Source organism: Microcoleus sp. M2_D5, from assembly GCF_036701935.1.
Classification (GTDB): domain Bacteria; phylum Cyanobacteriota; class Cyanobacteriia; order Cyanobacteriales; family Microcoleaceae; genus Microcoleus.
This window is the reverse complement of the sequence record NZ_JAUBRP010000015.1, coordinates 15,912-40,043: the sequence shown is the minus strand read 5'-3', so window position 1 is coordinate 40,043 and position 24,132 is coordinate 15,912. Positions and strand designations below refer to the sequence as shown.

19 protein-coding genes and 2 pseudogenes are annotated in these 24,132 nt (G+C 45.1%); 8 read left to right on the top strand and 13 right to left on the bottom strand.

All coding sequences use genetic code 11. The features are described 5' to 3' along the window. Positions 1-239 precede the first annotated feature (239 nt). The 3 genes from QUA50_RS08780 to rnhA all read right to left on the bottom strand — a co-directional run bounded on the left by QUA50_RS08780 (position 240) and on the right by rnhA (position 2,605). Positions 240-554 (bottom strand): DUF3037 domain-containing protein, encoded by a 315-nt coding sequence (locus QUA50_RS08780; RefSeq protein ID WP_333262894.1) that lies wholly within the window; start codon positions 552-554, stop codon positions 240-242. 60 nt (positions 555-614) lie between these two features. Continuing rightward, positions 615-1,400 carry a HipA family kinase gene (locus QUA50_RS08775; RefSeq protein WP_333262774.1) on the bottom strand — a complete coding sequence of 262 codons (786 nt, stop codon included), beginning with the start codon at positions 1,398-1,400 and terminating at the stop codon, positions 615-617. A 299-nt stretch (positions 1,401-1,699) separates the two neighbouring features. Continuing rightward, complete coding sequence (gene rnhA / locus QUA50_RS08770) at positions 1,700-2,605, bottom strand: ribonuclease HI (protein ID WP_333262771.1); 906 nt, start codon at positions 2,603-2,605, stop codon at positions 1,700-1,702. A gap of 81 nt (positions 2,606-2,686) precedes the next feature. Between rnhA and QUA50_RS08765 the strand changes: the two genes are divergently transcribed. Together QUA50_RS08765 and QUA50_RS08760 are read left to right on the top strand one after the other, a co-directional pair. Further along, on the top strand, positions 2,687-7,567 hold the full coding sequence (locus QUA50_RS08765) for a CHAT domain-containing protein (RefSeq protein WP_333298628.1): 4,881 nt from the start codon (positions 2,687-2,689) through the stop codon (positions 7,565-7,567). A gap of 263 nt (positions 7,568-7,830) precedes the next feature. Then, positions 7,831-8,466, top strand: a complete 636-nt coding sequence (locus tag QUA50_RS08760; protein ID WP_333262766.1) for a Uma2 family endonuclease — start codon at positions 7,831-7,833, stop codon at positions 8,464-8,466. On the opposite strand, the gene QUA50_RS08755 is transcribed toward QUA50_RS08760, so the two are convergent. From QUA50_RS08755 to QUA50_RS08735, 5 genes are all read right to left on the bottom strand, one after another. Further along, positions 8,435-8,686 carry a hypothetical protein gene (locus QUA50_RS08755; protein WP_333262763.1) on the bottom strand — a complete coding sequence of 84 codons (252 nt, stop codon included), beginning with the start codon at positions 8,684-8,686 and terminating at the stop codon, positions 8,435-8,437. The genes QUA50_RS08760 and QUA50_RS08755 overlap by 32 nt on opposite strands. A 106-nt stretch (positions 8,687-8,792) precedes the next feature. Then, positions 8,793-9,131 carry a type II toxin-antitoxin system PemK/MazF family toxin gene (locus QUA50_RS08750; RefSeq protein WP_333262760.1) on the bottom strand — a complete coding sequence of 113 codons (339 nt, stop codon included), beginning with the start codon at positions 9,129-9,131 and terminating at the stop codon, positions 8,793-8,795. Continuing rightward, positions 9,118-9,342 carry a CopG family transcriptional regulator gene (locus QUA50_RS08745; RefSeq protein ID WP_333262758.1) on the bottom strand — a complete coding sequence of 75 codons (225 nt, stop codon included), beginning with the start codon at positions 9,340-9,342 and terminating at the stop codon, positions 9,118-9,120. Before QUA50_RS08745 ends, QUA50_RS08750 begins: the two co-directional genes overlap by 14 nt. A 166-nt stretch (positions 9,343-9,508) precedes the next feature. After that, complete coding sequence (locus QUA50_RS08740; RefSeq protein WP_333262755.1) at positions 9,509-10,585, bottom strand: peptidoglycan DD-metalloendopeptidase family protein; 1,077 nt, start codon at positions 10,583-10,585, stop codon at positions 9,509-9,511. Between the two features lie 203 nt (positions 10,586-10,788). Further along, positions 10,789-11,055 (bottom strand): hypothetical protein, encoded by a 267-nt coding sequence (locus tag QUA50_RS08735; protein WP_333262752.1) that lies wholly within the window; start codon positions 11,053-11,055, stop codon positions 10,789-10,791. Positions 11,056-11,223: 168 nt separating this feature from the next. On the opposite strand from QUA50_RS08735, the gene QUA50_RS08730 reads away from it, so the two are divergent. The 3 genes from QUA50_RS08730 to QUA50_RS08720 all read left to right on the top strand — a co-directional run bounded on the left by QUA50_RS08730 (position 11,224) and on the right by QUA50_RS08720 (position 15,299). Continuing rightward, positions 11,224-12,174 (top strand): tetratricopeptide repeat protein, encoded by a 951-nt coding sequence (locus tag QUA50_RS08730; RefSeq protein WP_333262748.1) that lies wholly within the window; start codon positions 11,224-11,226, stop codon positions 12,172-12,174. 171 nt (positions 12,175-12,345) lie between these two features. Then, positions 12,346-12,531 carry a hypothetical protein gene (locus QUA50_RS08725; RefSeq protein WP_333262745.1) on the top strand — a complete coding sequence of 62 codons (186 nt, stop codon included), beginning with the start codon at positions 12,346-12,348 and terminating at the stop codon, positions 12,529-12,531. 158 nt (positions 12,532-12,689) lie between these two features. Further along, positions 12,690-15,299, top strand: a complete 2,610-nt coding sequence (locus tag QUA50_RS08720) for a tetratricopeptide repeat protein (protein ID WP_333262742.1) — start codon at positions 12,690-12,692, stop codon at positions 15,297-15,299. A gap of 22 nt (positions 15,300-15,321) precedes the next feature. Here the strand turns inward: QUA50_RS08720 and rph are convergent, their stop codons facing one another. Both rph and QUA50_RS08710 read right to left on the bottom strand, forming a co-directional pair. Beyond that, the gene (gene rph, locus QUA50_RS08715; RefSeq protein WP_333262739.1) at positions 15,322-16,041 is read right to left on the bottom strand and encodes a ribonuclease PH; all 720 of its coding nucleotides are present in this window, start codon (positions 16,039-16,041) and stop codon (positions 15,322-15,324) included. A gap of 131 nt (positions 16,042-16,172) precedes the next feature. Beyond that, the gene (locus tag QUA50_RS08710) at positions 16,173-16,739 is read right to left on the bottom strand and encodes a nucleoside monophosphate kinase (protein ID WP_333262737.1); all 567 of its coding nucleotides are present in this window, start codon (positions 16,737-16,739) and stop codon (positions 16,173-16,175) included. Positions 16,740-17,095: 356 nt separating this feature from the next. Between QUA50_RS08710 and QUA50_RS08705 the strand changes: the two genes are divergently transcribed. Next, positions 17,096-17,623, top strand: a complete 528-nt coding sequence (locus QUA50_RS08705) for a P-loop NTPase family protein (RefSeq protein WP_333050228.1) — start codon at positions 17,096-17,098, stop codon at positions 17,621-17,623. Positions 17,624-17,905: 282 nt separating this feature from the next. Here QUA50_RS08705 and QUA50_RS08700 read toward each other — a convergent pair whose 3' ends face one another. Together QUA50_RS08700 and QUA50_RS08695 are read right to left on the bottom strand one after the other, a co-directional pair. Continuing rightward, positions 17,906-18,085, bottom strand: a complete 180-nt coding sequence (locus tag QUA50_RS08700; protein ID WP_333262735.1) for a hypothetical protein — start codon at positions 18,083-18,085, stop codon at positions 17,906-17,908. 431 nt (positions 18,086-18,516) lie between these two features. Then, positions 18,517-20,016 carry a GUN4 domain-containing protein gene (locus QUA50_RS08695; RefSeq protein WP_333262732.1) on the bottom strand — a complete coding sequence of 500 codons (1,500 nt, stop codon included), beginning with the start codon at positions 20,014-20,016 and terminating at the stop codon, positions 18,517-18,519. A 610-nt stretch (positions 20,017-20,626) separates the two neighbouring features. On the opposite strand from QUA50_RS08695, the gene QUA50_RS08690 reads away from it, so the two are divergent. Further along, positions 20,627-22,078, top strand: a complete 1,452-nt coding sequence (locus QUA50_RS08690; RefSeq protein ID WP_333262729.1) for a hypothetical protein — start codon at positions 20,627-20,629, stop codon at positions 22,076-22,078. Between the two features lie 106 nt (positions 22,079-22,184). On the opposite strand, the pseudogene QUA50_RS08685 reads toward QUA50_RS08690, so the two are convergent. Then, positions 22,185-22,925: pseudogene (locus QUA50_RS08685) on the bottom strand (RNA-guided endonuclease InsQ/TnpB family protein); the annotation flags it as partial. A gap of 95 nt (positions 22,926-23,020) precedes the next feature. Here QUA50_RS08685 and QUA50_RS08680 point away from each other — a divergent pair. After that, positions 23,021-24,102 (top strand): annotated as a pseudogene (locus QUA50_RS08680) (ISKra4 family transposase). Positions 24,103-24,132 lie beyond the last annotated feature (30 nt).

Here is a 24,132-nt window from a genome sequence, read left to right as displayed (position 1 = left end):
ACTTTGCTCCACTGCTGCTAATATTATGTGCGGTCAATTACAGTAATAAAAAACGGATCTGTGCCGGCGAAAGTCCGCACTCCGGCTGCGGACTTTCCTGGACACGCGGGCTCGAATCTAATTGCGATTAATTGATCGGAGACGATATAACACTTTAGAAAAGTTTCCCGTCAGTACAATAGTTCTGGCGTTCTCATCTTTAGCTAAAATGAGTAAATCTAAAATCTAAAATCTAAAATCTAAAATCGACTTGAAGATCGCACCATTGTATCGAGCAAATGTTCGATCGCGCCCGGTAGATTCTGGCAAAAACCCGTGTGCACCCGCGATGTCTGAACGATCGTGCTGCGGGGTGCTACGAGCCAGTGAAAGCGCTCTCTGTGGGGAAATTGACAGATCGCGCCAGATTCGGAGCCGCCCGCACAAATGATCGGAATGACTGCTAGGTGATTGCGAATCATTTCCAGATCCAACGTTGAGTCGATCGCCATCAACCGCTGTTCATCAATTTCGATACGGGCTTCGAGGAATTTTTTCGTACCGCAGGAAACGATCGCCCCGACGTTGATAAACTCCTCGCGCTCGACTTTGGAACGCGGACAATGGCATAATCATCAAGAAATCGATCGGGCACTAATCGCTTCCTCCAAAAAAATATGTGGTGATTCTAGCCGATTTAGCAGGTACTCGATATAAGCATCCCGATGTTTGTTGCGATCGCTCAAAGGAGAATCTCCCACCAGCCAAGTATCAGGAATTAGTTTAACAATGTTGCCAATGATGTCCGGGGTTAGCCTGTGAGTCATCTTTGAATTTGCCGCTTCCAGCGTGCTGGCAAAACGGAGCAGAACGTGGTCTTTGATTGCGGGAAAACGATCGCGGCTGCGCGAGAGATAATCTTTCCAGGTGTGGTGGAAGTAGAGGGCTGCACCGCGATCGATCGGCCAAAGCCGGCGGTGCCATACCAGGATATTTGCATTGCGCGGCGTGCGATCGATGTTGGTCGCAAAAGCATCGAACCAGACGATTTCTGAGGCCAAATCCGCCTCAGACTTGCCCGCTATCGGGTCAAAGGCGATCGAGCCCGGGAGATAGTCGAGGGCGAGATTGAGACCAGCACTGGCTAGGATCAAATCTTGAATTTCCGGGTCAGGCTGAGTGCGGGCCAGTTCGGGATCGAGTTCAACAAAGACGAGTTCGGGGATTGGAAGCCCGGAGGCGCGAGCAATCTCTCCCGCCACGAGCTCCGCGATCAGAGATTTTGCTCCCTGGCCCGCACCGCGAAATTTGAGCACGTACATACCATCATCATCTGCTTCGACGATCGCCGGTAGCGAGCCGCCCTCGCGCAAGGGAGTGACATACCTGGTAGCAGTGACTGTTCGCAAGCTGGGACTCATGCTATTTTCGATTTGAGATTTTCGATGGGAAATCACTGCTTTTATGAGAGTTGCGATCGCGAGTTTACAGTTGGATTCTTTCTGTTAACTGAGAAGGACACAACTAATGTTGTGTCCCTACGGAATTTTGCCAAATCTTGCTTTGAGAAAGTAATTAGTCATCAGTTATTAATCAACTAATAATTCATGACTAACCACTAAGTTGTTGCGGCCTTTAAATTGTATGTCAAAAAAAAATCACAGTCTTGTGGGGTGGGCGTCCCGCCCGCCCCGAATATACAATTTAAATGCGCGACAACTTAATCAGTTGTACTAACGTGGTCGATTCTCTCTAATTGCCAGAGAATTTGGTTGCCTTCGCGGCGCACGCGAGAAACTACCCAATTTCGCCAAACCCAGTTATCTCCGCGACTGGTGACAGCGCTGGCATTTACATCCATCAAATCAGCCAGTTCAGAACTGGTAATCAAGTAGCCTTTCGTAGCAACCTCGTCGGCGATGTGCAACGTTTCGATCAGATTGCGGAGGTCTTGAACCCTCACCTCGCGGGGCAAGTTCTCCAGGGTATCGGCAGTTGAATCCATCATGGTAGAGTTGGAGATCGGAAGGTCAGAAGTTATGACATAGGATTCTATCGTTTTGTTACCAGTTGCGTCCGTTTCTTCCAAAACAATTGTCTTGTCAAAGTGTAGGGGCGGTGCCCCCGTGCCCGCCCCAGCCCCGTCTCCCGTTGGTTTGTGCTGTTGCAGTTCGGGAGTGAGATTGTGCGAGAAGCTGCGGGCGATTTCATCGCATCTGTCGTTGTAGAAGTCGCCGGAGTGGCCGCGGACGTGTTCCCACTTGATTTGCCGGGAATTCAGCTTGTCTAGCAGGTGCCACAGGTCTTGGTTGACAACATCTTTGCCCGTTGAGGTTTTCCAGCCTTTATTTTTCCAGCCTTGAATCCATTTGGTGATGCCGTTTTTAACGTATTCGCTGTCGGTGTAAACGGTGACTGGTTCGGTTTGACCGGAATTGGCAAAAAATTCCAGCGCAGCGACTGCCGCCTGCATTTCCATGCGGTTGTTAGTGGTTTGGGGGTCTCCACCTCCGAGTTCGTGACAGTTGCCGTCGGCGAAACAAACTACTGCACCCCAGCCGCCTGGGCCTGGGTTGCCGGAACAAGCGCCGTCTGTGTACAAGCTTTTGATTTTGGGAGTTGTCATGAGCGAATTAATGTGTAATTTAGAGGTAAGTTGTTTGCAAGTGCGATAATTAAGGCAATTAGGATAGTTTTACGTGCTGCTATGAAAAATGCCAACTTAAAGATTAAAAAGGTTGCGTTATTTATTTGTCCCTTTTCTTTGTTAATTTTTAATACTTTCGCGCAAGCACAGCCCATAATGCCTGCTGCTGACGGTACGGGTACTGTTGTCACCCCGATCGGCAACCGCTATGATATCAACGGCGGCAGTTTGTCGGGAGACGGCGCGAATCTTTTTCACAGTTTTGGGCAGTTTGGCTTGAATCAAGGTCAAATTGCTAATTTTCTGACTAATTCGGCTATTCAAAATATATTAGCTCGAATTGCTGGCGGGGACGCTTCGCTAATTAACGGTTTAATTACTGTCACTGGCGGCAATTCTAATCTGTTTCTAATTAATCCTGCGGGGATTGTGTTTGGGCCGAACGCGAGTTTGAATGTGCCGGCGGCTTTTACTGCAACTACTGCTACTGGCGTCGGTTTTGGTTCTAATTGGTTTAATGCTGCGGGTACAAATAATTTTAGCACATTAATTGGTACGCCAAATGCTTTTTATTTTAGTGCGGGTGTACCGGGAAGTATTGTTAATGCTGGCAATTTAGCGGTGACTCCGGGGCAAAATTTGGCTTTGCTGGCAGGTACGGTTGTTAGTACCGGGCAGTTGTCGGCTGCGGGGGGGCAAATTACTGTTGCTGCTGTTGGGGGCGATCGGGTTTTACGCATTAGTCAACCGGGGCATTTGTTGAGTTTGGAAATAGCAACGGGCGGAAATTTTGGTAATTCTCCACAGACTTTGAATCCTGTTTCTTTGCCGCAGTTGCTGACAGGTACTGGGCAAAATCAGGCGGCGGGTGTTGCGGTTGCTGATGACGGTTCTGTGCGGCTTGTGGGTTCTGGTTTGCAGGTGAATTCTGGGGATGTGGCGATTGCTGCTAATGTGTCTGGGCTGCCGCAGTTGAATGCGGGAAGTGCGAATTTATGGGCTGCGGAAAATCTCTCGTTAGCGGGCGCTAGGCTGCAAACTACGGGGGATTTGAGTTTGCTGGGTGGGGATGCGGTGCGGGTCAGGGACAGCGCCCAGAATCCTTTTTTGGCGCAGGCTGGGGGGAATTTATACATTCAGGGATCTCGCACGATCGACATTCTCACTCAAAATGCGATCGGCGGCTTATCTCTTCCCCCGCAATTCCAAAGCGGCGGCAATTTGAGTTTGGTTAGCAACGGCGTTATTTCGGGGGATTCCCACTTTGTTTCTGGTGGCAATTTTTCGATTCGCAATTTGTCGGGAATGCCGGGAAACTTTGTCAGTTTATTTGACCCGATTATCAGTTCGGAAGGAGATGTTTTCTTTGGAGATTATACCGGAGTTTCGCTGAAAGTCGAGGCGAGGGGGAGCATTGTTGCCGAGGAGATTACAATTACCGGCCCCGATATTGCATTGGGTAGGGAAAATCTGAGTGGCGATCCAGATATTGCTATTTTAACCAGCAGTCCGGCCTTAATTCTGCGGGCGGGAGTGCAAAATTTGGCAAATTCTCCTAATGTTCCTAATTCTCCTGCGGATACTCCGGGTGATAACGAACAACCTAATCCTTTAGGTGACGATGCAATATTTACTCCTCCGTCTCTTTTGTCGAATAATTTGATTTCTGTTGAAAATATTTCTGCCGGCGGGCCGGTGATTTTGTCAGCGCCGGGAACTATCGCAACTAGAGATATTAATGGGGGTCAAATTAGTCTCGAAAGCAGGGAAGCAGGAGTGGTAGTTGGGGGCAGATTAACGTCTGGTTCGACAATTGATATTCAAGCTATTGACAATATTATATTGACAAGTGACATTTCTCGTGCTGATATCAACGGCAGTATTAGTCTGAATACTGTTCGAGGCAATATAGTAACAGGGTCGATCGATACTGGGACTTCCGGGGCGATCGCACTCAGAGCTTTTGGCAATGTGAATTTTGGGACTTTGCAGGGTTCTAATGTTGATATTGCCAGTAACTCCGGGGCATTGGGAGTATTGACGGATGCCAATACCATTGTGCCTAATACTGCACCTGTCAATATCACAGCAACTGAGAATATCAATTTGACAGCTTTTAGGGATTTAACGGTAGGCAATCTCACCGCTGCGACTGTCAGTGCTAGCAGCAATGAAAGTGTTAATACGGGTGCGATCGCTACTAGCGGAGATGTCAGAATTCTAGCAGGGCAGCAAATCAACACAGGGGCAATAACTGTTAATCCTGCCGCCGCAAATCCAGTTAATCCCATAATTCCCACAGTCAATCTGGATGCCCAAACTAATATTAATGTTGCATCGATCGACGCTGGCACTGGCACTATTGCTTTGAGAGCATCCAGCGACTTACAGGCAGGGAGTTTGCAAGGGGGAGCAGTTGCCGTCAATAGCGATGGGGGAAATATTGCGATCGGCAATACTACATCTCTTGGGAATATTAATATAATAGGTTCTGGAAATGTAAGTTCAGGAGATTTGCTGGGAACAAGAGTTAATGTAAATAGCACTTCGGGAAGTATTGGTATTGGACGAGCTACAGCAACACAAAATCCTGTCAATTTGACAGCTTCTGGCAATGTAAATTCAGGAGATTTGCGGGGAGTTGGAGTTAATGTCAATAGCAATTCGGGAAGTATTAATATTATTGGCAATACGGACGCCACAACAGGAAATGTCAATTTGACAGCTTCTTCGGGCAATGTAAATGCACGAGACTTGCAGGGAGTTGCAGTTGATGTCACTAGCAGCAGGGGAACTGTCAGCACTGGTAATATAAGTGCTGCCGAAAGTGTGGGAATTTTAGCGGGTAACGAAATCGCAATTGGGCGAATAAATGTTAATCCTGTTGTTAGTGCCGATCGCACTTCTACAGTAAATCTTAACGCTCAAAATGATATCAGTGTTGCATCGATCGATGCTGCGGGCGGTAATGTTGAGATCGCAACTCCGGGTTTAGTTCGAGTGACGGGTACTTTTGACCAAAACGGCACTCCTGTTAGCCTCTCGACTCTTGGTGGCACTCAACCGGGTACAGTTACGATCCGCCACGGCGGCGGCGATGTGACTCCGCCGATACCTTTTGCGGTGGGAGATGCGACGACTAACGGTACTGCTGGGGCGATCGCCAGCAATCCTTCAGGTACGATTACTCAAGGACAATCTTTCATAAATTCTTACACTCAAGGCAATAGTGCGATCGTCACTACCAATCAACCAACAAATCCCAATAATCCCAATAATCCCAATAATCCCAATAATCCCAATAGCCCTAATAATCCCAATAATCCCAATAATCCCAATAATCCCAATAGCCCTAATAATCCCAATAGCCCTAATAATCCCAATAATCCCAATAGCCCTAATAATCCCAATAATCCCAATAATCCCAATAGCCCTAATAATCCCAATAATCCCAATAATCCCAATTCGCCGCCAATATTACCAAGGGATAGAGCGCGATTTGATAGAGGGCGATCGCTTTTTCCAGATCCCAACCAACCCTTTAGCCGCCAACAGCGGCAGAACCAAAACAGAATATCGCGAGATATAGGAAAACCCGGAGACAGGATGCCGCGCGAAAGGATGCAATTTCCCAAAGAAGTGAGAAATTTCATCAATTCAAATATCCTAGATTCAGTTATTCAGTCAGCATTTCGCGGCGACATCGGCAGGAATTTGGAGACAGGCCAAATATCGGCAGCTTTGTCTCTGCTGGACAAATCTTTCAGCCAAGAATTCGGGGAATATTTAGGCATCAACATCAGCAACGAGTTGGTATCCCCAGAGGAAATTAAAAAAAAGTTAGGATCGGTGGGCGCAGAAACGGGCACGAAACCCAGCTTAATTTATCTGTTCTCGCAGCCCGAAGAATTAAATTTAATGCTGATCACTTCTTGCGGTGAAGTTGTTCACAAAAGCGTGCCGGCCGCGAACCGGCAAGAACTGCTGAAAGTTGTAAATGAGTTCAGGGGTGAGATTACCAAACCGGGAGTGCGGGCTACTACGAGTTATCTACCGTCTTCCCAACAGCTTTATAAGTGGATGATTGCGCCTTTAGAGGACAGTTTGAAAAAGTGCGAAACCGATACTATTTCCTTTGTGGTCGATCGGGGTTTGAGAGGTATGCCCTTTGCTGCTTTACACGACGGACAGCAATTTTTGGTGGAAAAGTACAATCTCAGCCTGATGCCCAGCATTAATTTAACAGATACTCGCTACGTCGATCTCAGAAATTCTCAAGTTTTAGCAATGGGTGCCTCGGAATTTTCCGAGTTGAATCCTTTGCCTGCAGTTCCTGCAGAAATAGCCGCTATTTCTAGAGAGTGGCCCGGAGTTAGTTTTCTGAATGAGGATTTCACTTTGGAGAATTTGAAGCGACAGCATCAAAGCCGACCTTTTGGGGTTATTCACCTAGCTACTCACGGCGAATTTCGACCTGGAGCACCAAATAATTCTTTTATTCAGTTGTGGAATAGTCGGCTGCGACTGGATCAATTGCGGGATTTGAGATTGAACGATCCGCAGGTGAATATGTTAGTTTTAAGTGCTTGTCGGACTGCGGTGGGAGATGCACAGGCGGAGTTGGGTTTTGGGGGTTTGGCGCTGCAAGCAGGGGTACAAACGGCTTTGGGAAGTTTGTGGTACGTGAGTGATGAAGGTACTTTGGGATTGATGAGTGAGTTTTACCAGCAGTTGAAGACGGCGCGAATTAAGGGGGCGGCGCTGCGACAAGCGCAAATTGCGATGTTGCGGGGAGATGTGCGTTTGGAGGGTGGCCGATTGCGGGGTTTGAGTCGGGGTGAGGGGGTGGAGTTGCCGGCTTCGCTGCAAGGGTTTGCGGATTTAAAGTTGTCGCATCCTTATTATTGGTCGGCTTTTGTAATGATTGGGAGTCCTTGGTGATTGGTGATTGGTGATTTGTTATTGGTGGGATATCAATGATTTTTAGGGAAAAGTCGATCGCCCGCCAGTAAGCAAGTTCCGAGTGCGATCGCCCTTTCTATGAGTTAATAAACCTGTCAATAATCCCCTATATTTTTCGTAGTTCAGCAGCCTTAATGCTCTTATAATCAAAGTTTCAGAGGCGTTCTCACCCCCTCAGTGCGTTTCGTAAAGCTGAGTTTTGCTAAGATGTAATAAATAAGCTAAAAAGCAAGCAGGTAGCCATGACAGCCACCCTGATTCAAACCCCACAACCCGGAGTTGTGCTGAAAAATATTAGTTGGCCGACTTACGAATCTCTGGTAAACGAGTTAGCCCAACAGCGGGGAATTCGTTTGACTTACGATCGAGGTACTTTAGAAATTATGACTCCATCAGCACCCCATGAGGGGAACAAAAAAATCTTAGGACGCTTTGTAGAAACAGTAACAGAAGAGTTAAATGTAGAAATTCGCAGCTTAGGTTCTCTGACTTGCAGGCGCGAGGATTTAGAACGGGGATTAGAACCGGATCAGTGCTACTACATCGAGAATGAGGAAATTGTCCGCAGCCTCAATCAAATCAACTTGAATCAAGATCCGCCACCGGATTTAGTAATCGAGGTTGACATCACTAGCAGTTCAATCAACCGCATGGAATTGTATGCGAGTTTGGGCGTGCCAGAGGTTTGGCGTTATGACGGTTCGCGTTTAATATTCTATCAGTTAGATGGTCAGGAATATGTAGAACGCGAGGTTTCTCCTCACTTTCCTTTTTTGTCGCCATCTGAGATTATGGGATTTTTGGAAAGGCAAAAGAATGTGGGAGAAACATCGATGATTCGAGGGTTTAGGCAGTGGGTGAGGAGTCAAATTCAGTGATATCCCAAGCTTCCCGTTCTTCAACTTCTTCTTGCCAAGCTTCTGGGCGATCGCGTAAGGCAAGATAAGCTTGGTTGGCTGCTGCTAAAAACTGTTGTCTTCGGTATTGTTCTATTGCTTGTTCGAGAACTGTTTCGATTGGTTTTCCTGAGAGTGCAGAGATTTCTGCGAGGGTTTTATAAGATGTATTGCTAATTGTAACTGTAGAAGTTTGATCCATGTTACTTGTTTACTTACCTCGACGTTACGCAGCTATTATAGCTTAAAAGCTTGCGATCGCACAGGCGGGACGCCCGTGCCACGAAAAAAACGCCTATATATCACAGTTAATCGACATCTAAATGCAGTTTGAGAGCAGCATTTACCAACTGCATGATTTCCTCACTCAAACTTCCCACTGCATCGCTGCTAATTCGCTGTTTAGAAATTGTCCGTACTTGCTGTGCTTGTACTTTAGAAGGTTTGGATAAACCGCTATCCTCTGGATTTAGTAAGACCTCGAAAGGGTAGATACGGCTTATATTAGAGGTAATTGGTAGAATTGTAACTGTATTGGCGGCACGGTTATTAGCGTCATTGCTCACCACCAATACCGGACGGCGTTTATCTATCTCAGAACCAACCGTAGGACTGAGATTAGCGTAGTAAATTTCACCACGTTTCATCTGTCAATCCATCGGCAACTGTTAGCTCCCAAGCGGAGTCTACTTCACTAGATGCTTGTCGGTAAGCAGATTCTAGTTCTTGATTCCGCAGCAATTCTAAAGCGACTTCTATTACTTGGGAGGGGGAGTTGCATCCTTTAGCAATTTTGTAGCTCTCAATAAACTGTAGTAGCGATGGTGATAGGGAAATTGCTATTTTTTCAGCTTGCATTATCTTAGCAATTGGTAATTACAAAGATTTTTACTCAATTATAGCACAAGTAGTAAATTTTCGTCTCAAATCCTGTAATCAGAAAAAAGGGTGTAAGCATTTAGCGCTACACCCAGTCACAGGTTTCTAATCTTGCCGAAGATACTATTTCTTACGCAGAAGCAAGTTAAACAAAATTAAAGTCGCGACGGGAAGACGTGACATTAAAGCTCAGGTCAGGCACGTTTTTGACAAGAGCCAGCGTGTCTCCGCCCGTAGTTTGTATGAGCGTGTCATTGCCCTGACGGGTGAGGCGATACTGACTGGCATTCCCGCGCAACTGGATATAGTCATCGCGGAAGTTGTAGTCAAGAATCGTGGCTTGACCGTTTCCTAGGTAGAACATCCCCTGACGAGTATTTCCTAGAACGAAGGTATCAGCCCCAGTCCCTCCTTCTAATGTGTCGAAATCGGCTCTGTTGAAGCTGGCATAGCCATCGAGGTAGTCATTGCCCAGACCACCGTTCAGGTAGTCGTTACCTGCTTCACCGTAGAGGGTGTCGTTGCCAGCATTACCAATCAAAGTGTCGTTGGTGCTGCGCCCGTAGAGGGTGTCATTGCCCGGCCCACCCGTGAAAACTGTGCCGCCTGAAGGCGGGGGTGCCACAACGCCGATGCTGGCAAATGCCTGGAGTGGACTCATCGTCTTTTGCTGTAAGACTGCAATGCTAGCAGGGTTGCCGCTATTTTGGAAGAAGCCGGTTACTGGGGCAGAGAAATCGGTGTGAACTTCTAGATGAAGGTGTGAGTTGTTGCCTAGATTGAAAACCTTGCCAACCTCTTGACCAGCTTGAATGCTTTGCCCTGGAGCTAGTCCCCGCGAGTTACTCACATGACCGTAGATCCAGCGCTTCCCATCGGTGCCACGAACAGCAATGAAGGAACCAGCCGCTTGGTTGGAGACGTTCTCAATCGTACCTGAAACAACAGCATTGATGCGAGTTCCTATACCTGCGGAGAAATCCATCCCTGCATGGGCACCTTTGTATGCAGAAGACTTTTCATAAATGTAGCCTCCAGAAAGTCCTAAGAAACCGTTGTTCGTTGGAACCCCAAGTGCTTGGCTGAGTTTACTGGCAACATCCCTCAAAGCGGGTGACGCATCCTGGTTTCTTGACCAGCTAGGTGTTGCAGGGTTGTTGTCAAAATAATCTCTGCTGCCACTTCGCAAGTCCCAATCATTATCATTTGTAGGTAAAGTCATTGGAGTTGTTTCTGTTGTAATGTTTGCTGCTGTATTTCCATTGGAAAATAGAATTCAAAGTTATTGCGATTCACCTAACTCATGTTTCACTTACTTAATGTGAGCTTCATGGGTTGGAAAAACTTGTAACTGAACTCTATGAGAGTAGTCAAATGCTGACAAGTGCGAAGGTTCTTGACCTTAAAATTGAAACAAATGAGCTATTACTTGTTATAAACACACTTGTTGGCATCTAAATGTGCCCAGACATGATTAGCAAAGCGAGCGTCCCAAGGCAAGTCACCTGTCTTAACCAAGTCGTTGAAGCGACCGCGACAATATTGATTCGCATTATCTTGACCCAATTTGCGAAGCTCAACGCCTGTGGCTGGCTCGAAGGGATGCTCGTGAGACTCCCAAGCGAGAGCGGGACAAGCACTTCCTACTACACCCAATAGAATAAATGTGCCAACGGAAAGAAGATTTTTCACGAGTCAATTGTCCAAAATTCATTGGTATGATGTGTCAAATCCGATTTAGATTCGCCACATTTCCACAATGACCGATGTCTCAGAAAGATCGCTAGATCAGTTAAGATCAGGGGAAGGATAATCCAGCCGATCTAAATAGATATTGACAAGAGCGCAATAAACTGTAATATGGAATACTTCATAACTCGTCAGTTAGTCAAAAACATAATTAAGAAAGCTAGAGAACAAAAGAAGTGGACTGTAGATAGCAAGGAACCACTTCGTCGAGCGAGTAAGCTTCTAGATCAAAATTGGAAAGAAGATTATTTCTATCCAGGGGTATCTCATGAAAGCTGGAAATTTTTTTTATATGGAACACGTAAGATTAATGCTGCTCTCTTCAAAGCCTACTGTAAAGTTCTAGAACTCAACTGGGAAGAGATTGCTGAACCCAGCGAAATTAAGGAAACAGAGTTACCTGGGGTGTTCACTGCAAAGGCAACTCCTTCAGTGCAAAACCTGAATTTTAGGGAAAGTGAAAAGGCGATAGCCAATAACAATCACGGCTTTGACTGCTATATCAATGGTGACTTAACTCAAGCAAACACACAGTTCGAGTTAGCTATTAAAATCAACCCAGATAATGCCGCCAGTTACTACAATCAGGCATGGAGTTATGAACAAGTAGGAGATTTTGACCGCGCCATAGAATTATATCGTCAGGCCGCGTTGCATGGTTTTGCTGCCGCTTACTGTAATTTGGCTCGCTTACACATCATTGAAGAGAAAAATTATGACTTGGCTGTTGATATCTGTCAGCGAGGTTTAACATTGGTAGAAGAAAACACCGTTGAAACTGACAAAATTGTAAAAGCGGCCTTGTTTATTTACCTCGCTTGGGCTTGGATAGATCGAGGACGCGATGAAGAAGCTTTAGAAAGGCTACAAGAAGCTATAGAATTAGAAGGCGATCGTGCTTTGACTCATGCTCTCATGGCACAAGCCCTAGACAATTTGGGACAAGGTACAGAGGCTTTAGAAGCGTGGAAAAATTACATTAACAAGTATCCTAAGTGTAATTGCCGAGACAAAGATGTTTGGATGGGGAAGGCACGACAACGCCTCAAGGAATCATCTTAAACATTTCCCGCCAATGGTAATCGGGATTAATTAGGACTTACGCAGAAATCTTCCCAACCCTCCATCCCCTAGCGACCCAAAACACCAGGGGGGAATCTTAAAAGCCCGCTTTTTAAGGGGGTTGGGGGATCTATTAATTAAGGACAGTGATATTTGTTGCCATTCTTGTCTATGCAAGTGTTTTGGGCTACGCTATTCTTCAACACAGTCTCAGTTTTAGCTGTTGGGGTAGTTGAGGTACTCGCAACTGCCGCCAATGCCAAAGTCGAAGGCGCGATCGCCGACATTAGTATGAATAATGGGCAAATCAAAATTTGGCAATTCATTCTCGTGTCTCCCAGTCAAGTTTTTGAGTAGGGAACAAACGAGTTAGCGCTAACTGCTGTCTCCATAATTCCAGCATGAGGCAGACATAAAGGCTTTCCGGCTCACATCTCGGTCATTATTTGGTCATTTTGGCTACTAGATAAGTGAACCAGAACAGAATAAAGAAAAAACATTAGTATAAAAAAATTATGGCTGTGACTCTCAGAGCTTCTGACAAGGGGTTAAAAATAATTGAGCGGCTGAGGATTAGAAAAGGCTGGTCAAGAAGAGAAAAGGCTTGGTATGAGTTGGCATATACTTCAGAATCAACCTTAAGGAGGTTTTGGAAAAAACAGCCAATTTCTCATGAAAATTTTGTCAAAATTTGTACAGTTATAGATGCAAACTGGCAAGATATTTTTGATGATAGTCAGACAGAATTACTGGAACCCAAGGATATACCTGACAAGCAAAGCTTTGCACTGCCAGAAAAAATCGCACCTGTCAGAAATTGGGTAGGCCGATCGCGTGAAATCGACACCCTGAAATCTCAGATACTCGATCCAGAAACTAGAGCTATTAACATCACCGCCGTTTGTCTCGTTGGTTTGGCGGGGATTGGCAAAACTACTCTCGCCAGTAAGCTAATCCGCGAACTACAAACGGAAAACGCCCCTTTTGCCGTTGCTGCTTGGGAAATTTTGAAATCTGCAACTGGCAGATCCCCTCGATTTAATAACATTATTGATTCCCTATTGCTCACTATTTCCAATGGCGAAATTACACCTACCGTCACTATCCTTGATGACTATCAGCAAAAAACAGATCGCTTGGTAAAGTTGTTAAAACAAAAACCCTGTCTCGTAGTTCTGGATAACGTTGAGACAGTATTACAAACTGGTAAAGCAAAACGAGCAGGATATTTTGCTGATGAGTGTACAGAGTATGCTTGGCTATTCCAACAAATAGCAGAAACAGAGCATCAAAGTAAGGTGATGTTCACCAGTCGCGAAACCTTAGCCGCACTGTCAGGAAGAGAAACCAAAACACTACCTTTAGGTGGATTGGATCGACAAGCTGCCATTCAATTACTGGAATCTTTTAATTTGATTGCAAGCCCAGAAGAATTAGCAGAATTAGCAAACCGCTATGACGGACATCCCAAAGCACTAGAAATTGTTGCTGCCTTAATTTTGAATGAGGCTGAATACCACGGAAGTGTTGGAAAATTTTTACAAGATGTCAACTGGTTACTTGTAAATAGTTTAGACGAACTCATTGACCAAGTAATTCAGCGTCTTAGTGATGAAGAATTGATGTGTCTGAGCCAAATATCTGTTTATGAAACACCTGAATATCCGCTGTCAGTTGACGGAATTGCTGCTCAAATGTCTGAAATGAGCAAACGCGATGTCAAAGAAAACGTCATTGAGGCATTAAAACGTCGGCAACTGTTGGACTATAACCAAAATTATGAATCTTACCAAATGCACCCCTTGGTAGAAGAAAAAGCCTCTCAACTACTTAATCCGGAGTTAGCCTTTATTGCTCACCGTAAAGCCTACCGCCATTTTCTTAGAATTGTTAAACCGGAAGCTGAATGGAAGGAATTTAATGATGTTAAGCCTTTGCTGAGAGCGCACTATCATGCTTGTCAGGCAAAAGATTGGGATGAAGCAGCACAGGTTATTTTAGGTGCAGCAAACTATCTATTCCAAAATGGTTATTACGATCAAATAATTGACTGCTACACGAATTTAATACCTAAAAATTGGAAAATTGCAGGGCAATTAGTAACATTTTGTTCCGATCATTGCCAAATTTTATTGGGTTTAGGAAATGCCTATAGTGCTATAAGTCAATGGAAACTAGCACGACAATGTTACGAAAAATGTTTGGATCTATCTCGAAAGAATAGTTATCTAAAAATAGAGGCAGAAACTCTTTGTTACATGGCACTGGCCCTGGAGGGTGGCAATAATTTACTGGCTACTAAATATCTACAAAAGTCTATAGTAATTTCTACTGAGATTGGTGAAAATCATATTAAATGCAAAGCATTAGAATATTTAGGTGTTGCTTCTTTTGGTCTGGGAGATTATCAGACATCCCTTAAGTCTCATCAGCAAGCTTTAGAGATAGCTCGTCAAATTAAATTAGAAACAAGTGTGGGAATTGCTCTGGGAAATTTAGGGTGCTTATCTGAAGCTTTAGGAGAATACGAGATGGCAAAAGAATATATGGAGCAATACTTAGAAATTGCTATCAAGAGTGGCGACCCAAAACGAAAGGCTTATGCTATAGGAGGGTTGGCTAGTCTTTATAATAAAATAGGGGACTATCAAAGTTCTATAGATTACCAAGTAAAAGGGCTACAACTTTGTCGAGAGATTGAAGATAAACACGCCGAAAGTCACGCGATCCTAAATTTAGGTATTGCCTACAGAGGATTAGGGAAAGATGAGGGTTCAATACATTTACTTCAGCAGTGTGTAGAACTTTGCCGTGCAATTAAAAATCAGAGAGATGGAGATGCTTTGTATGAGTTAGGCATAACTTATGGGAAATTAGGGAAGTTTGAAGAATCTTTTGAGAATTTTCAAGCTGGGTTGATAGTGTTTGAGCAAAAAGACGGTCAGGCCGATCAAGCAAAGGCATTATTCGCCTTAGCAAAAACCAGTTTGCTCATCAAGACAGTTCCTTTAGAAACTATCCAAGATTACTGCGATCGCGCCGAAAAGATTTGTCTCGATCTCAAGCTGCCACTATTAACAGAAGTACAAAAACTAAAAGTAAATTTACCGGAAAATCGCGAATAAATAGATCGGGAATTAGACTGACCTACTCAACCAAAGCCTGCCGCTGAGCCTCCAACAATTCCTGAATTCCAGTTTCTGCTACATCCAAAATTTGATTTAACTGACTCCGACTGAAACTTCCTGCTTCCGCAGTTCCCTGAATTTCGATGATGTTCAAATCCCCATTCATTACCACATTACAATCAATTTCAGCCGCCACATCTTCCACATAATTCAAATCTAAAAATGGCTCACCTTCCAAAAGTCCTACAGACACTGCCGCCACTTGACGAATAAGGGGCGATCGCACTAAATCACCTTTTTGCACCAACTTGTTCAAAGCATCAGCCACAGCCACAAACCCGCCAGTAATTGAAGTCGTGCGAGTCCCAGCGTCCGCTTGCAAAACATCCGCATCCACAAGTATGGTGCGTTCGCCCAATAATTGCATATCCAAGCACGATCGCAAACTGCGCCCAATCAACCGCTGAATCTCTTGAGTGCGTCCCGATAATTTCATAAATTCCCGTTCTTGTCGCTGCGGTGTAGATCCGGGCAACATTCGGTATTCCGCTGTCAGCCAACCTTGTCCGGTATTCTCCAGAAATCTCGGCACTCCCGGCTTGATTGTCACGCTGCAAAGTACCTGAGTATCGCCACTTTTTGCGAGCACGGAACCGCTAGCAAATTTGGTAAACTCTCGATCGAAACTAATCGGACGAATTTGATTTGGTTGTCTGCCATCTGGACGCTGGAAAGACATAATATTTAGGTGATTGGTAATGGGTAATTGGGCATTAAAAAATTAAAATTGGCTATTAATCTTCCGATTTTTTTTGATTCGGTAAATATGCAGTCATTCAATCTAAAATCTCAAATCTCAAATCTCAAATCTTATGCCGATTTGCCCTTAGCCTCGATTAATGTGAGAATATCCTGCTGAACTTGTTGTGGAGATTGGTCGCCATCGACAGTTAACAGTTTGTTGCGGTATTCGTAATACTCTAAAAGAGGAAGAGTGCGTTCGTGGAACAAATCGAGCCGACGCTGTAAAATTTCAGGGTGGTCATCGGATCGATCGCGCTCGATCGACCTGCTCAGCAAAACCTCGATCGGCACTTTCAGCCAAACTGCCCAATCTAGCCCCTGGGCCAAATCCTCTAATAAAAAATCCAACTCCTCAGCTTGAAAAGCCGTTCGCGGATAGCCCTCCAACACCCAGCCATTAAAGACATCCCACAGCAGCAGCCGGCGGCGAAAAAATTCAATCATAGTTGCGTCGGGAACTAATTCCCCTCTTTCGACATAAGACACCGCCAGCTTGCCTAAATCTGTGTCTTCTGCGATCGCCTCCCGTAGAATGTCCCCCACAGCCAGCAAAGGAAGGCTCAAATTGCTGCACAGTAGTTCAGCCTGAGTTCCCTTTCCCGCTCCTGGCCCTCCCAGAATCACCAATCTCACAGTCCCTGCTCCTAGTGCCGCGACATTCAAATTCTACGCGATGTGTGTACCTTTTCTTCACAGCCCTGGACTTCCCACGACTCTCATCGCCTTGCTTTTTCACCCTATAACTGTATAAATGTCAAGCTCCACGCCGTATTTTAGTAAAAAATCCCGTTTCTGCTTAAGTGCTAATTGAGTTCAAAAATCGAACAAACGACTGCGAATGCCACTGCCGCGAGCTTTTGACAAATTGTATATCTAGTGTTCGATCCGATGTGCGCTCGGCCCCGTACACTATATATTGTCAAGCAGGCTTGGGCCGCGTCAAGGTCGGAGCTGCACTCAAGACTTAGTTGCTGATTAAATATTGCCCTATGGTTGCACAGTTACAAACCCCTAAACTCAATTTAACCCACAGCTTGCCCTACACAGTTCAAGGGCTGGTGCAAGTCTTTACAGGCCCGCACCGCTGCTTTTTTACCAGTGTCATGGCTCAAGCCCTCAGAATTGCAGGACAGGGAGCTCCCGTGCTAGCGGTGCAGTTCCTCAAAGGGGGAATTAATCAAGGGCACCAGCATCCGGTGCGGCTGGGGCAAAATTTAGATTGGGTGCGCTGCGATTTGTCACGCTGCATTGAGAATGCCGATTTAGATGAGCTGGAGACGCGATCGATCGAACAATTGTGGCAGTATGTTCAAAATGCGGTGCGCGAAGGCCGTTATTCCTTAGTTATTCTCGATGAATTGAGTTTAGCGGTTAATTTGGGATTGATTCCCGAAGCCGAAGTGGTGGCATTGATTGACAACAAGCCCCATCATTTGGATATGATTTTTACCGGGCCATCCATGCCCCAAAGAATTTTGGATGTTGCCGACCAAATTACTGAAATTCGCCGCAGTTAAGGACAATGATTCAATTTGCGATCGCCATTTTAGGAATGAGAATTAAATAACTTCCACTCTTGAAAGTGGGATGGGCTCTTATAGCCCGTCTTTTAAGGACGGGCGGGACGCCCATCCCACAATAACAATTAAAATTGTAAGTTATTTAATTCGCGATCCTTAGCGATCGCATTTTTTATGTAAAAAAACAGTATCTAAAAAAAGAGGCGATCGCTTAGCTCAAAGAGCGATTCCCTTCGGGATAGCTTCGCTTCACGCACGCTTATCAATTTAGCAACAACATTACGATTGAACTACCGGATCGAACACAACACTCAATCGATCCGCCGGCACCATCCGCTTGAGAAGTTTCAAATGACCGTCTGCATCAGACCAACTGCGAAACTCACCCACAACCAGCTTTTCAACATTTGGAAGCGAGCGAACTACAGTCCACGGCTTGAGACGTTTTTCAGGCAACATAATTATATCTCCTTGGTAAGTTGGAGCCAAAGCCAGTCAACCATTCTTTTCCAGGGCCAAGGACTGGCTTTTGACTTTGTAAACTTGCCCTTCTCTCAAAACATAGCACAAAAAAAATAGTTTGTGATTATATCTTATTTTTCGCTTTTTTTAGAGCTACTTTTTACATAACAGATGATTAAACTCCACACTTATTAAGTCTTTAATTCCCAACTCAAAACTCTTTCATTACTAACACTTCGACTTCGCTTGGAGTGCAGCCTGACTAATAAATTCTGCCTTCTACTTTCTACCTTCCTTTTACTGAGATATTGCACCATTCTCAATAAGTTTTTTATGAACAGGCTGGACGGCCTGTTCCACAAAGAGTGAATTTTTTTGTGGAACAGGCCGTCCAGCCTGTTAAGCGAGAATAGTGCAAGATGTGAGTTTTACAAATCCCGCCGCGACAGCAGAAACCAGATCCCACCCAAACCCAAAACACCGCACAAAACCCCGCCTTCCCACCCAAAAACAGTCCCCCCCGGCAAATGTCCAGGCTTTGCCTTAGAAGAAAAATTCAGCTCCGAATAGTATACCCACTGGCTGTTAACCCGCCAGCCCACTCGATCGCCAAACTTCTCCCAAACTGTAGCATCATAAACACCAGGCTTTCCCCCCAACTTGAGCCACAAACCCTTTTGCACAGAAAAACCGAATCTGCGGTGACTGTGCCGCACCCAAAGTCGATCGATAGTCTGCAAATCCTTAGCTGGAAACTTCCTAATATCTTCCTCACTCAAATAACCCCGTGAATTTTGCTGCATCACCTCCAACATTTTCACAGAAGTTTCCTCATCAGCACCACGCCAATTTTTAGCAGCCAGCAGCCTTGCCAAGTGAGAATAATCAATCCCTTTTTCCGACTCTAAATTTACAGAAACTAGCTGAGTATCAGTCACAGGTTGAGTCGGAACCGAAGGACTAATGACCGTTGCCTGCTGCGACTTTTCCAGCACTGGGACAACAACAACAGGAGGTTTTAAAGCATCCAAAACTTCCACAGCCGATTTATAGCGATCTTTAACATATTCCTGAATCAACTTATCCAAAACCTGACCTAAATCCTCGCTAATTTGTGTTCCTTTTGGCAAAGCCTCCCTCCACAGCCACCGGCCTTCAAGCGGATCGTAAAGGTCATCGTGAATGTCCCCGTAGATATCCAGATAAGGCATAACAGAAGTCAGCAAGCGAATGCAAGTCACCCCCAAACTGTAAAGGTCGCTAGCCGGAACAGCCCTACCGTGACGCTGTTCTAGAGCCGCGTAGCCGGGAGTTCCCAACTTCGTTCCTGTTTTGGTGGGAGCAGCAGCTACTACCTGTTTGGAAACCCCAAAATCTATCAGCACTAACTTACGATCGCGCGATCGGCGGATCACATTCTCAGGCTTAATATCGCGGTGAATCACATTGCGGTCGTGAACAAACTTCAATAAAGGCAACAAATCTAACAGCAGTTCGCAAGTTTTAATTTCGCTATAAGCACCGTACTTATCTAACTCATCCTTTAAATTATTGCCGTCAATAAACTCTTGCACTAAATACAAGCGCCCATCTTCCTCAAAATAAGAAATTAACTGAGGAATTTGCGGGTGCTTCAGTTCGTATAACCGCCTTGCCTCTTGTTCAAACAGTCGAACATATTTTTTAAAATGACCGGGCTTCCGCTGAAACTCTTGAGGAGGTGACAACTGTTTAATCACGCACAATTCCTCAAATTTTCCATGATTAACAGCTCGGAAAGTCCTGCCAAATCCCCCATCGCGCAGCGGTTCAGTTGCTGCATAAAGGTCTTTTAGCAGCAGCTTTGAACCACAATTAAGACAATACTTTGTGCCTGGTGGGTTCTGACGCTTGTCTCTTGGGCAATCGAGATTAAGGCAGTATGTCATATATTAAAAAAATGCGAACAAAATTAGTAGGAAGGGTTTTATATTATTCAAGAGTCCGATCGCGAGCTGGTTTTTGTAGAGGCGAAACCTCGAACCTTACGGAGGCGGCAGCCACCCTCGCCATCAGAGGGGGCGCTCTCACCAGACTGCCCCTGAGCAAGTATAACTCTCTTGAGGGTTTGACCTCAAACTCGAAGTCCACCTCTAACCTTAGACTCCGCTGCGTGCAATACATTTGATTTAGCGGTCAAATAGCCCGTATATCGAACAGAAATAGTCATTTATTACCAGCCCCGTGAGCTCTGCAACGCCAAAAAAACTGAGGATTCCGCCTGAGATATAATTTTATTGCCAGAGAGAAGCACACTAACGGGAGCCACAGCTTCCGTCAAGTTCGATCGACCTTAATATTGTACAAGTATAATTTTTTATTGAACCAAGCCTAATCAACAGTCCAAAAATTCCCAACAAACGCACGTTAAAATAAAGACTAGCTTCCGCGATCGCAATCCGAGCGCGACCAGACAATTAGCCAGTTTTCCCTGTTTCCTTCTGGCAGCTATTACCAGTTACATCTATTTCCCTCGGTCTACTTAATTAGGAACCCTCAGTGACACCAAAACTACAGCCCTCTCCCACTCCAAATTCCCGCAAAAAATCACCAAAAGTACCTTGGTTCGAGCGGTTCATGGCACTGATCGCCCTAGGAAATTTAAGCCTAGTATTATTTGACATAACTTACGTCCCCGGACGAGATTTATACCTCCGGCAACTGCCAGTTCTAACTCAAGTATACGACCCATTTAAAGGAATTAAACCCCACCGAGACACCCAGCAATATCTAGAAACCTTAGAAGAATTAAAAATTCAAGTAGTGCAAACAGGATTGCCCTCTCCCCAAGTAGCAGCCAAATTGCAGGAAATAAACAATCTGAGCGCGAAAATGATCGACGAAGATCCCTTTCGAGTAGCATCAAAAAGCGGCACCCTAGAAAAAATAAAAGACCGGATGCGCGATCGCGTCCCGAATCCAGAAGACTCCGCTAAACAATCATTCCAAACATTCTGGAGTCCTGACTATTTAAACAAACAAGGCTGGCAAAAAGAAATCCAGTGGTTTGACTCCAAAATCAAACCATTAATCGCCACCAACTATTACCGCGCGATCGGAGAAAACGGCGAATTCACCGATAACTTCTGGCTAATTGACCTGCCATTCATTGCCATATTCGCGATCGAATTTCTAGCCCGTACCTACTCGATCAGCCGCCGCCACCGCAGCGTCACTTGGCGATCGGCCATGCTCTGGCGATGGTACGACATCTTCCTGCTGCTCCCCTTCTGGCGCCTGTTGCGAATATTACCCGTCACAATTCGCATCCACCAAGCCAAAATGCCCGATCTCCAACCCATACGCACCCAAATCAGCCGAGGTTTCGTCGCCAACTTCGCCCAAGAATTGACCGAAGTTGTAGTAATTCAACTCATCAACCAGATGCAACAATCAATCACCACAGGCGAACTCGCTCGTCAACTCTTTAAATCCCCAAAACAGCGCTATCTCGACATCAACAATATCAATGAAATAGAAGCGATCGCCACCCATCTTGTCCAAATAACCGTCTACAAAGTCCTCCCCCAACTCCAGCCAGACCTAGAAGCCCTCCTCCGGTACAATATTGAAAGCTTCCTCAAACAATCCCCCCTCTATCAAGGATGGAAGCAAGTACCCGGCCTCGGAAACCTGCCCGGACAGCTAGCACAGCAATTAGTTGCAGAACTCTCAAAATTAGCCACCCTCGGCCCCCAAGATGCCTACGAAGCCTTCAAAATCGCCAGCGAAGACCCCATAAGCATCAAACTCTCCAGCCAGCTAGTCCAACATTTCGGGCAAGCTTTAGGAACCGAACTGCAACAGCAGCAAACCTGGCAAGAAATACAAATGCTGCTGTGCGACTTCCTAGAAGAGTTCAAAATCAACTACATTCAGCGGTTGAGCGAAGAAGACTTCGAGAAAATTTTAGAACAAGCCAAAGAACTGCAACGGATAGCCCCGCGTTAGAGCAAGTCTCCACCGCTTTACTTATTTTTTTATTACCAAATTAGCAATTAGCAATTACCCTGCTTTGACATCCTCACGCCCGCTAAAGCCGCAGTGATTCTAAACATCACTGTTTAGACTTCCTCTTTCTGCGACCCGACTTATTTGAAGGAGTTTCCTCACTCAAACAGAGGTCGATGTCTCCAGAGGCGTTTGAGGTTCCCGTGTGCCCCACGGTACGCAATCCTAGTTCTAATATGTTGCCAGCGGCGTTCCAATCTCGATCTAAAACAAATCCACAATGCGGACAAATATGTGTTCTCTGACTTAAAGATTTCTTCGCAACTTTCCCGCAATTAGAACAATTTTGGCTTGTATAGTGTGGCGGTACTGCAACAGTCGCCACCCCAAATACTTGGCCAAAATATTCAACCCAATTTCTAAAAGCTGTCCAAGCTGCATCTGATATAGACTTAGACAACTTTCTGTTTTTAACCATGTTACGCACCGACAAGTCTTCGTAGGCTACCAAGTCGTTAGACCCGATTACGCACCTTGCTAATTTCACAACAAAGTCTTTACGTCGCCTACTTACCTTGAGGTGTTTTCTGCTTAAACGATTCCGAGCCTTAACTCTATTTTTAGAGCCTTTCTGAGTTTTAGAGAGTCTCCGATTAAGCTTTTTAAGTGACCTTTGGGACTTTCTCAGATGGCGTGGATTCTCTACGGTATTTCCGTCAGAGTCTGTATAGAAGTGCGTTAGCCCGAAGTCTAAACCAATGGTTCGTCCAGTAGGTTCGCGCTTCTCATTTCGTTCAGCATCAATACAGAATTGCACGTAGTATCCATCAGCTCGGCGAACTACGCGGGGAGCATAACACTTATGCGATGAGTACAAATACTCAGGAATACCCTACCCCTCATTAGTCCATAATTAAATATGTTTACCACTCTCGCAAAATTATGAATCCAGAGAAACAAAGAAAGCTGCAAGAATATACCAGAGCAATTGCTGAGATTTTATATACAGAAGCTGAATCTGAACAACAGTTGACGCTCGCGTCGTATAGAAAAAACTATTCAGACACAGCAACAGCCGTATGTCAGTCCCGAAATTGCAGCTTTTTTTTAAGCAATCAACGGGAACAACTTCCGGCAGAACCAGAAAACTTACCAGTACATTAGGGATACTAAAAATCACCGAAAAACAAGCTAAAATACTCGGAGTTAAGCCCTGCACAAGAATTAGTCCACATTTGGAACAATGTTGTCTGAGATTAAGTGCCAATATGTCATACGAGCAAACGGCAGTAGATTTAGAATACATCACCGGTGTCCAAACCAATGCCATGTCACAACGCCCGATTAGTCCATCGGCAAGAGTTTCAGTTGCCGATAGTCACAGAACTAATTGAAGAATTATGTGTAGATGGAGGAAAAGTTAGATTAAGAACTGCACAGGGACTAGAATGTATCTACAAAGACTATAAAGCAGTGCACACAAACAGCGGATTAATCGCGGTTTATCAAGATAACATTGGGCTGATTAATTGGGTCAACAGTCAACCCATCGCTAAGATTGTAACCTGTCGCTTGAGATGGACATGATGGAATTTGGAATATTATCGCTTTAGTTGCGCCAAATCGACAACGCCGAGAAATCCTTGACTGGTATCATCTGATTGAAAATCTGAATAAGGTTGGCGGTTCACAACGAAGAATCAATGAAGCCCAAGCTTATTTATGGATGGGACAGGTAGAAAAAGCGAAACAACTTTTTGCAAATGTGAAAAAAAAAGCCGCACATAATTTCTGCGTATATCTCAACAAACACGCCTGCACGCATCGTTAATTACCACTATTATCAGTCAAATAAGATTTGTTCGATTGGCTCGGGTGCTGTGGAATCAGCAATCAAACAAATTGGTCGTCGTATCAAAATTTCTGGCGCACAATGGAATGAGCAAAATGTCCCGCAAGTCTTGGCTCATCGAGTAGCTTACTTAAATGGAATGATTGGTGTCAATCTCAAAGCAGCAGCTTAAATTATCATCAGTATTTATACTGAGCGCATA

Coding starts and splice junctions, on each gene's coding strand:
- rph (WP_333262739.1), bottom strand. CDS start 16,041: ATGTCTTTCCAGCGTCCAGATGGCAGACAACCAAATCAAATTCGTCCG.
- QUA50_RS08740 (WP_333262755.1), bottom strand. CDS start 10,585: ATGACTTTACCTACAAATGATAATGATTGGGACTTGCGAAGTGGCAGC.
- QUA50_RS08730 (WP_333262748.1), top strand. CDS start 11,224: ATGGAATACTTCATAACTCGTCAGTTAGTCAAAAACATAATTAAGAAA.
- QUA50_RS08725 (WP_333262745.1), top strand. CDS start 12,346: ATGCAAGTGTTTTGGGCTACGCTATTCTTCAACACAGTCTCAGTTTTA.
- QUA50_RS08755 (WP_333262763.1), bottom strand. CDS start 8,686: ATGGATCAAACTTCTACAGTTACAATTAGCAATACATCTTATAAAACC.
- QUA50_RS08695 (WP_333262732.1), bottom strand. CDS start 20,016: ATGACATACTGCCTTAATCTCGATTGCCCAAGAGACAAGCGTCAGAAC.
- QUA50_RS08720 (WP_333262742.1), top strand. CDS start 12,690: ATGGCTGTGACTCTCAGAGCTTCTGACAAGGGGTTAAAAATAATTGAG.
- QUA50_RS08765 (WP_333298628.1), top strand. CDS start 2,687: ATGAAAAATGCCAACTTAAAGATTAAAAAGGTTGCGTTATTTATTTGT.
- QUA50_RS08760 (WP_333262766.1), top strand. CDS start 7,831: ATGACAGCCACCCTGATTCAAACCCCACAACCCGGAGTTGTGCTGAAA.
- QUA50_RS08705 (WP_333050228.1), top strand. CDS start 17,096: ATGGTTGCACAGTTACAAACCCCTAAACTCAATTTAACCCACAGCTTG.
- QUA50_RS08750 (WP_333262760.1), bottom strand. CDS start 9,131: ATGAAACGTGGTGAAATTTACTACGCTAATCTCAGTCCTACGGTTGGT.
- QUA50_RS08775 (WP_333262774.1), bottom strand. CDS start 1,400: ATGAGTCCCAGCTTGCGAACAGTCACTGCTACCAGGTATGTCACTCCC.
- rnhA (WP_333262771.1), bottom strand. CDS start 2,605: ATGACAACTCCCAAAATCAAAAGCTTGTACACAGACGGCGCTTGTTCC.
- QUA50_RS08745 (WP_333262758.1), bottom strand. CDS start 9,342: ATGCAAGCTGAAAAAATAGCAATTTCCCTATCACCATCGCTACTACAG.
- QUA50_RS08700 (WP_333262735.1), bottom strand. CDS start 18,085: ATGTTGCCTGAAAAACGTCTCAAGCCGTGGACTGTAGTTCGCTCGCTT.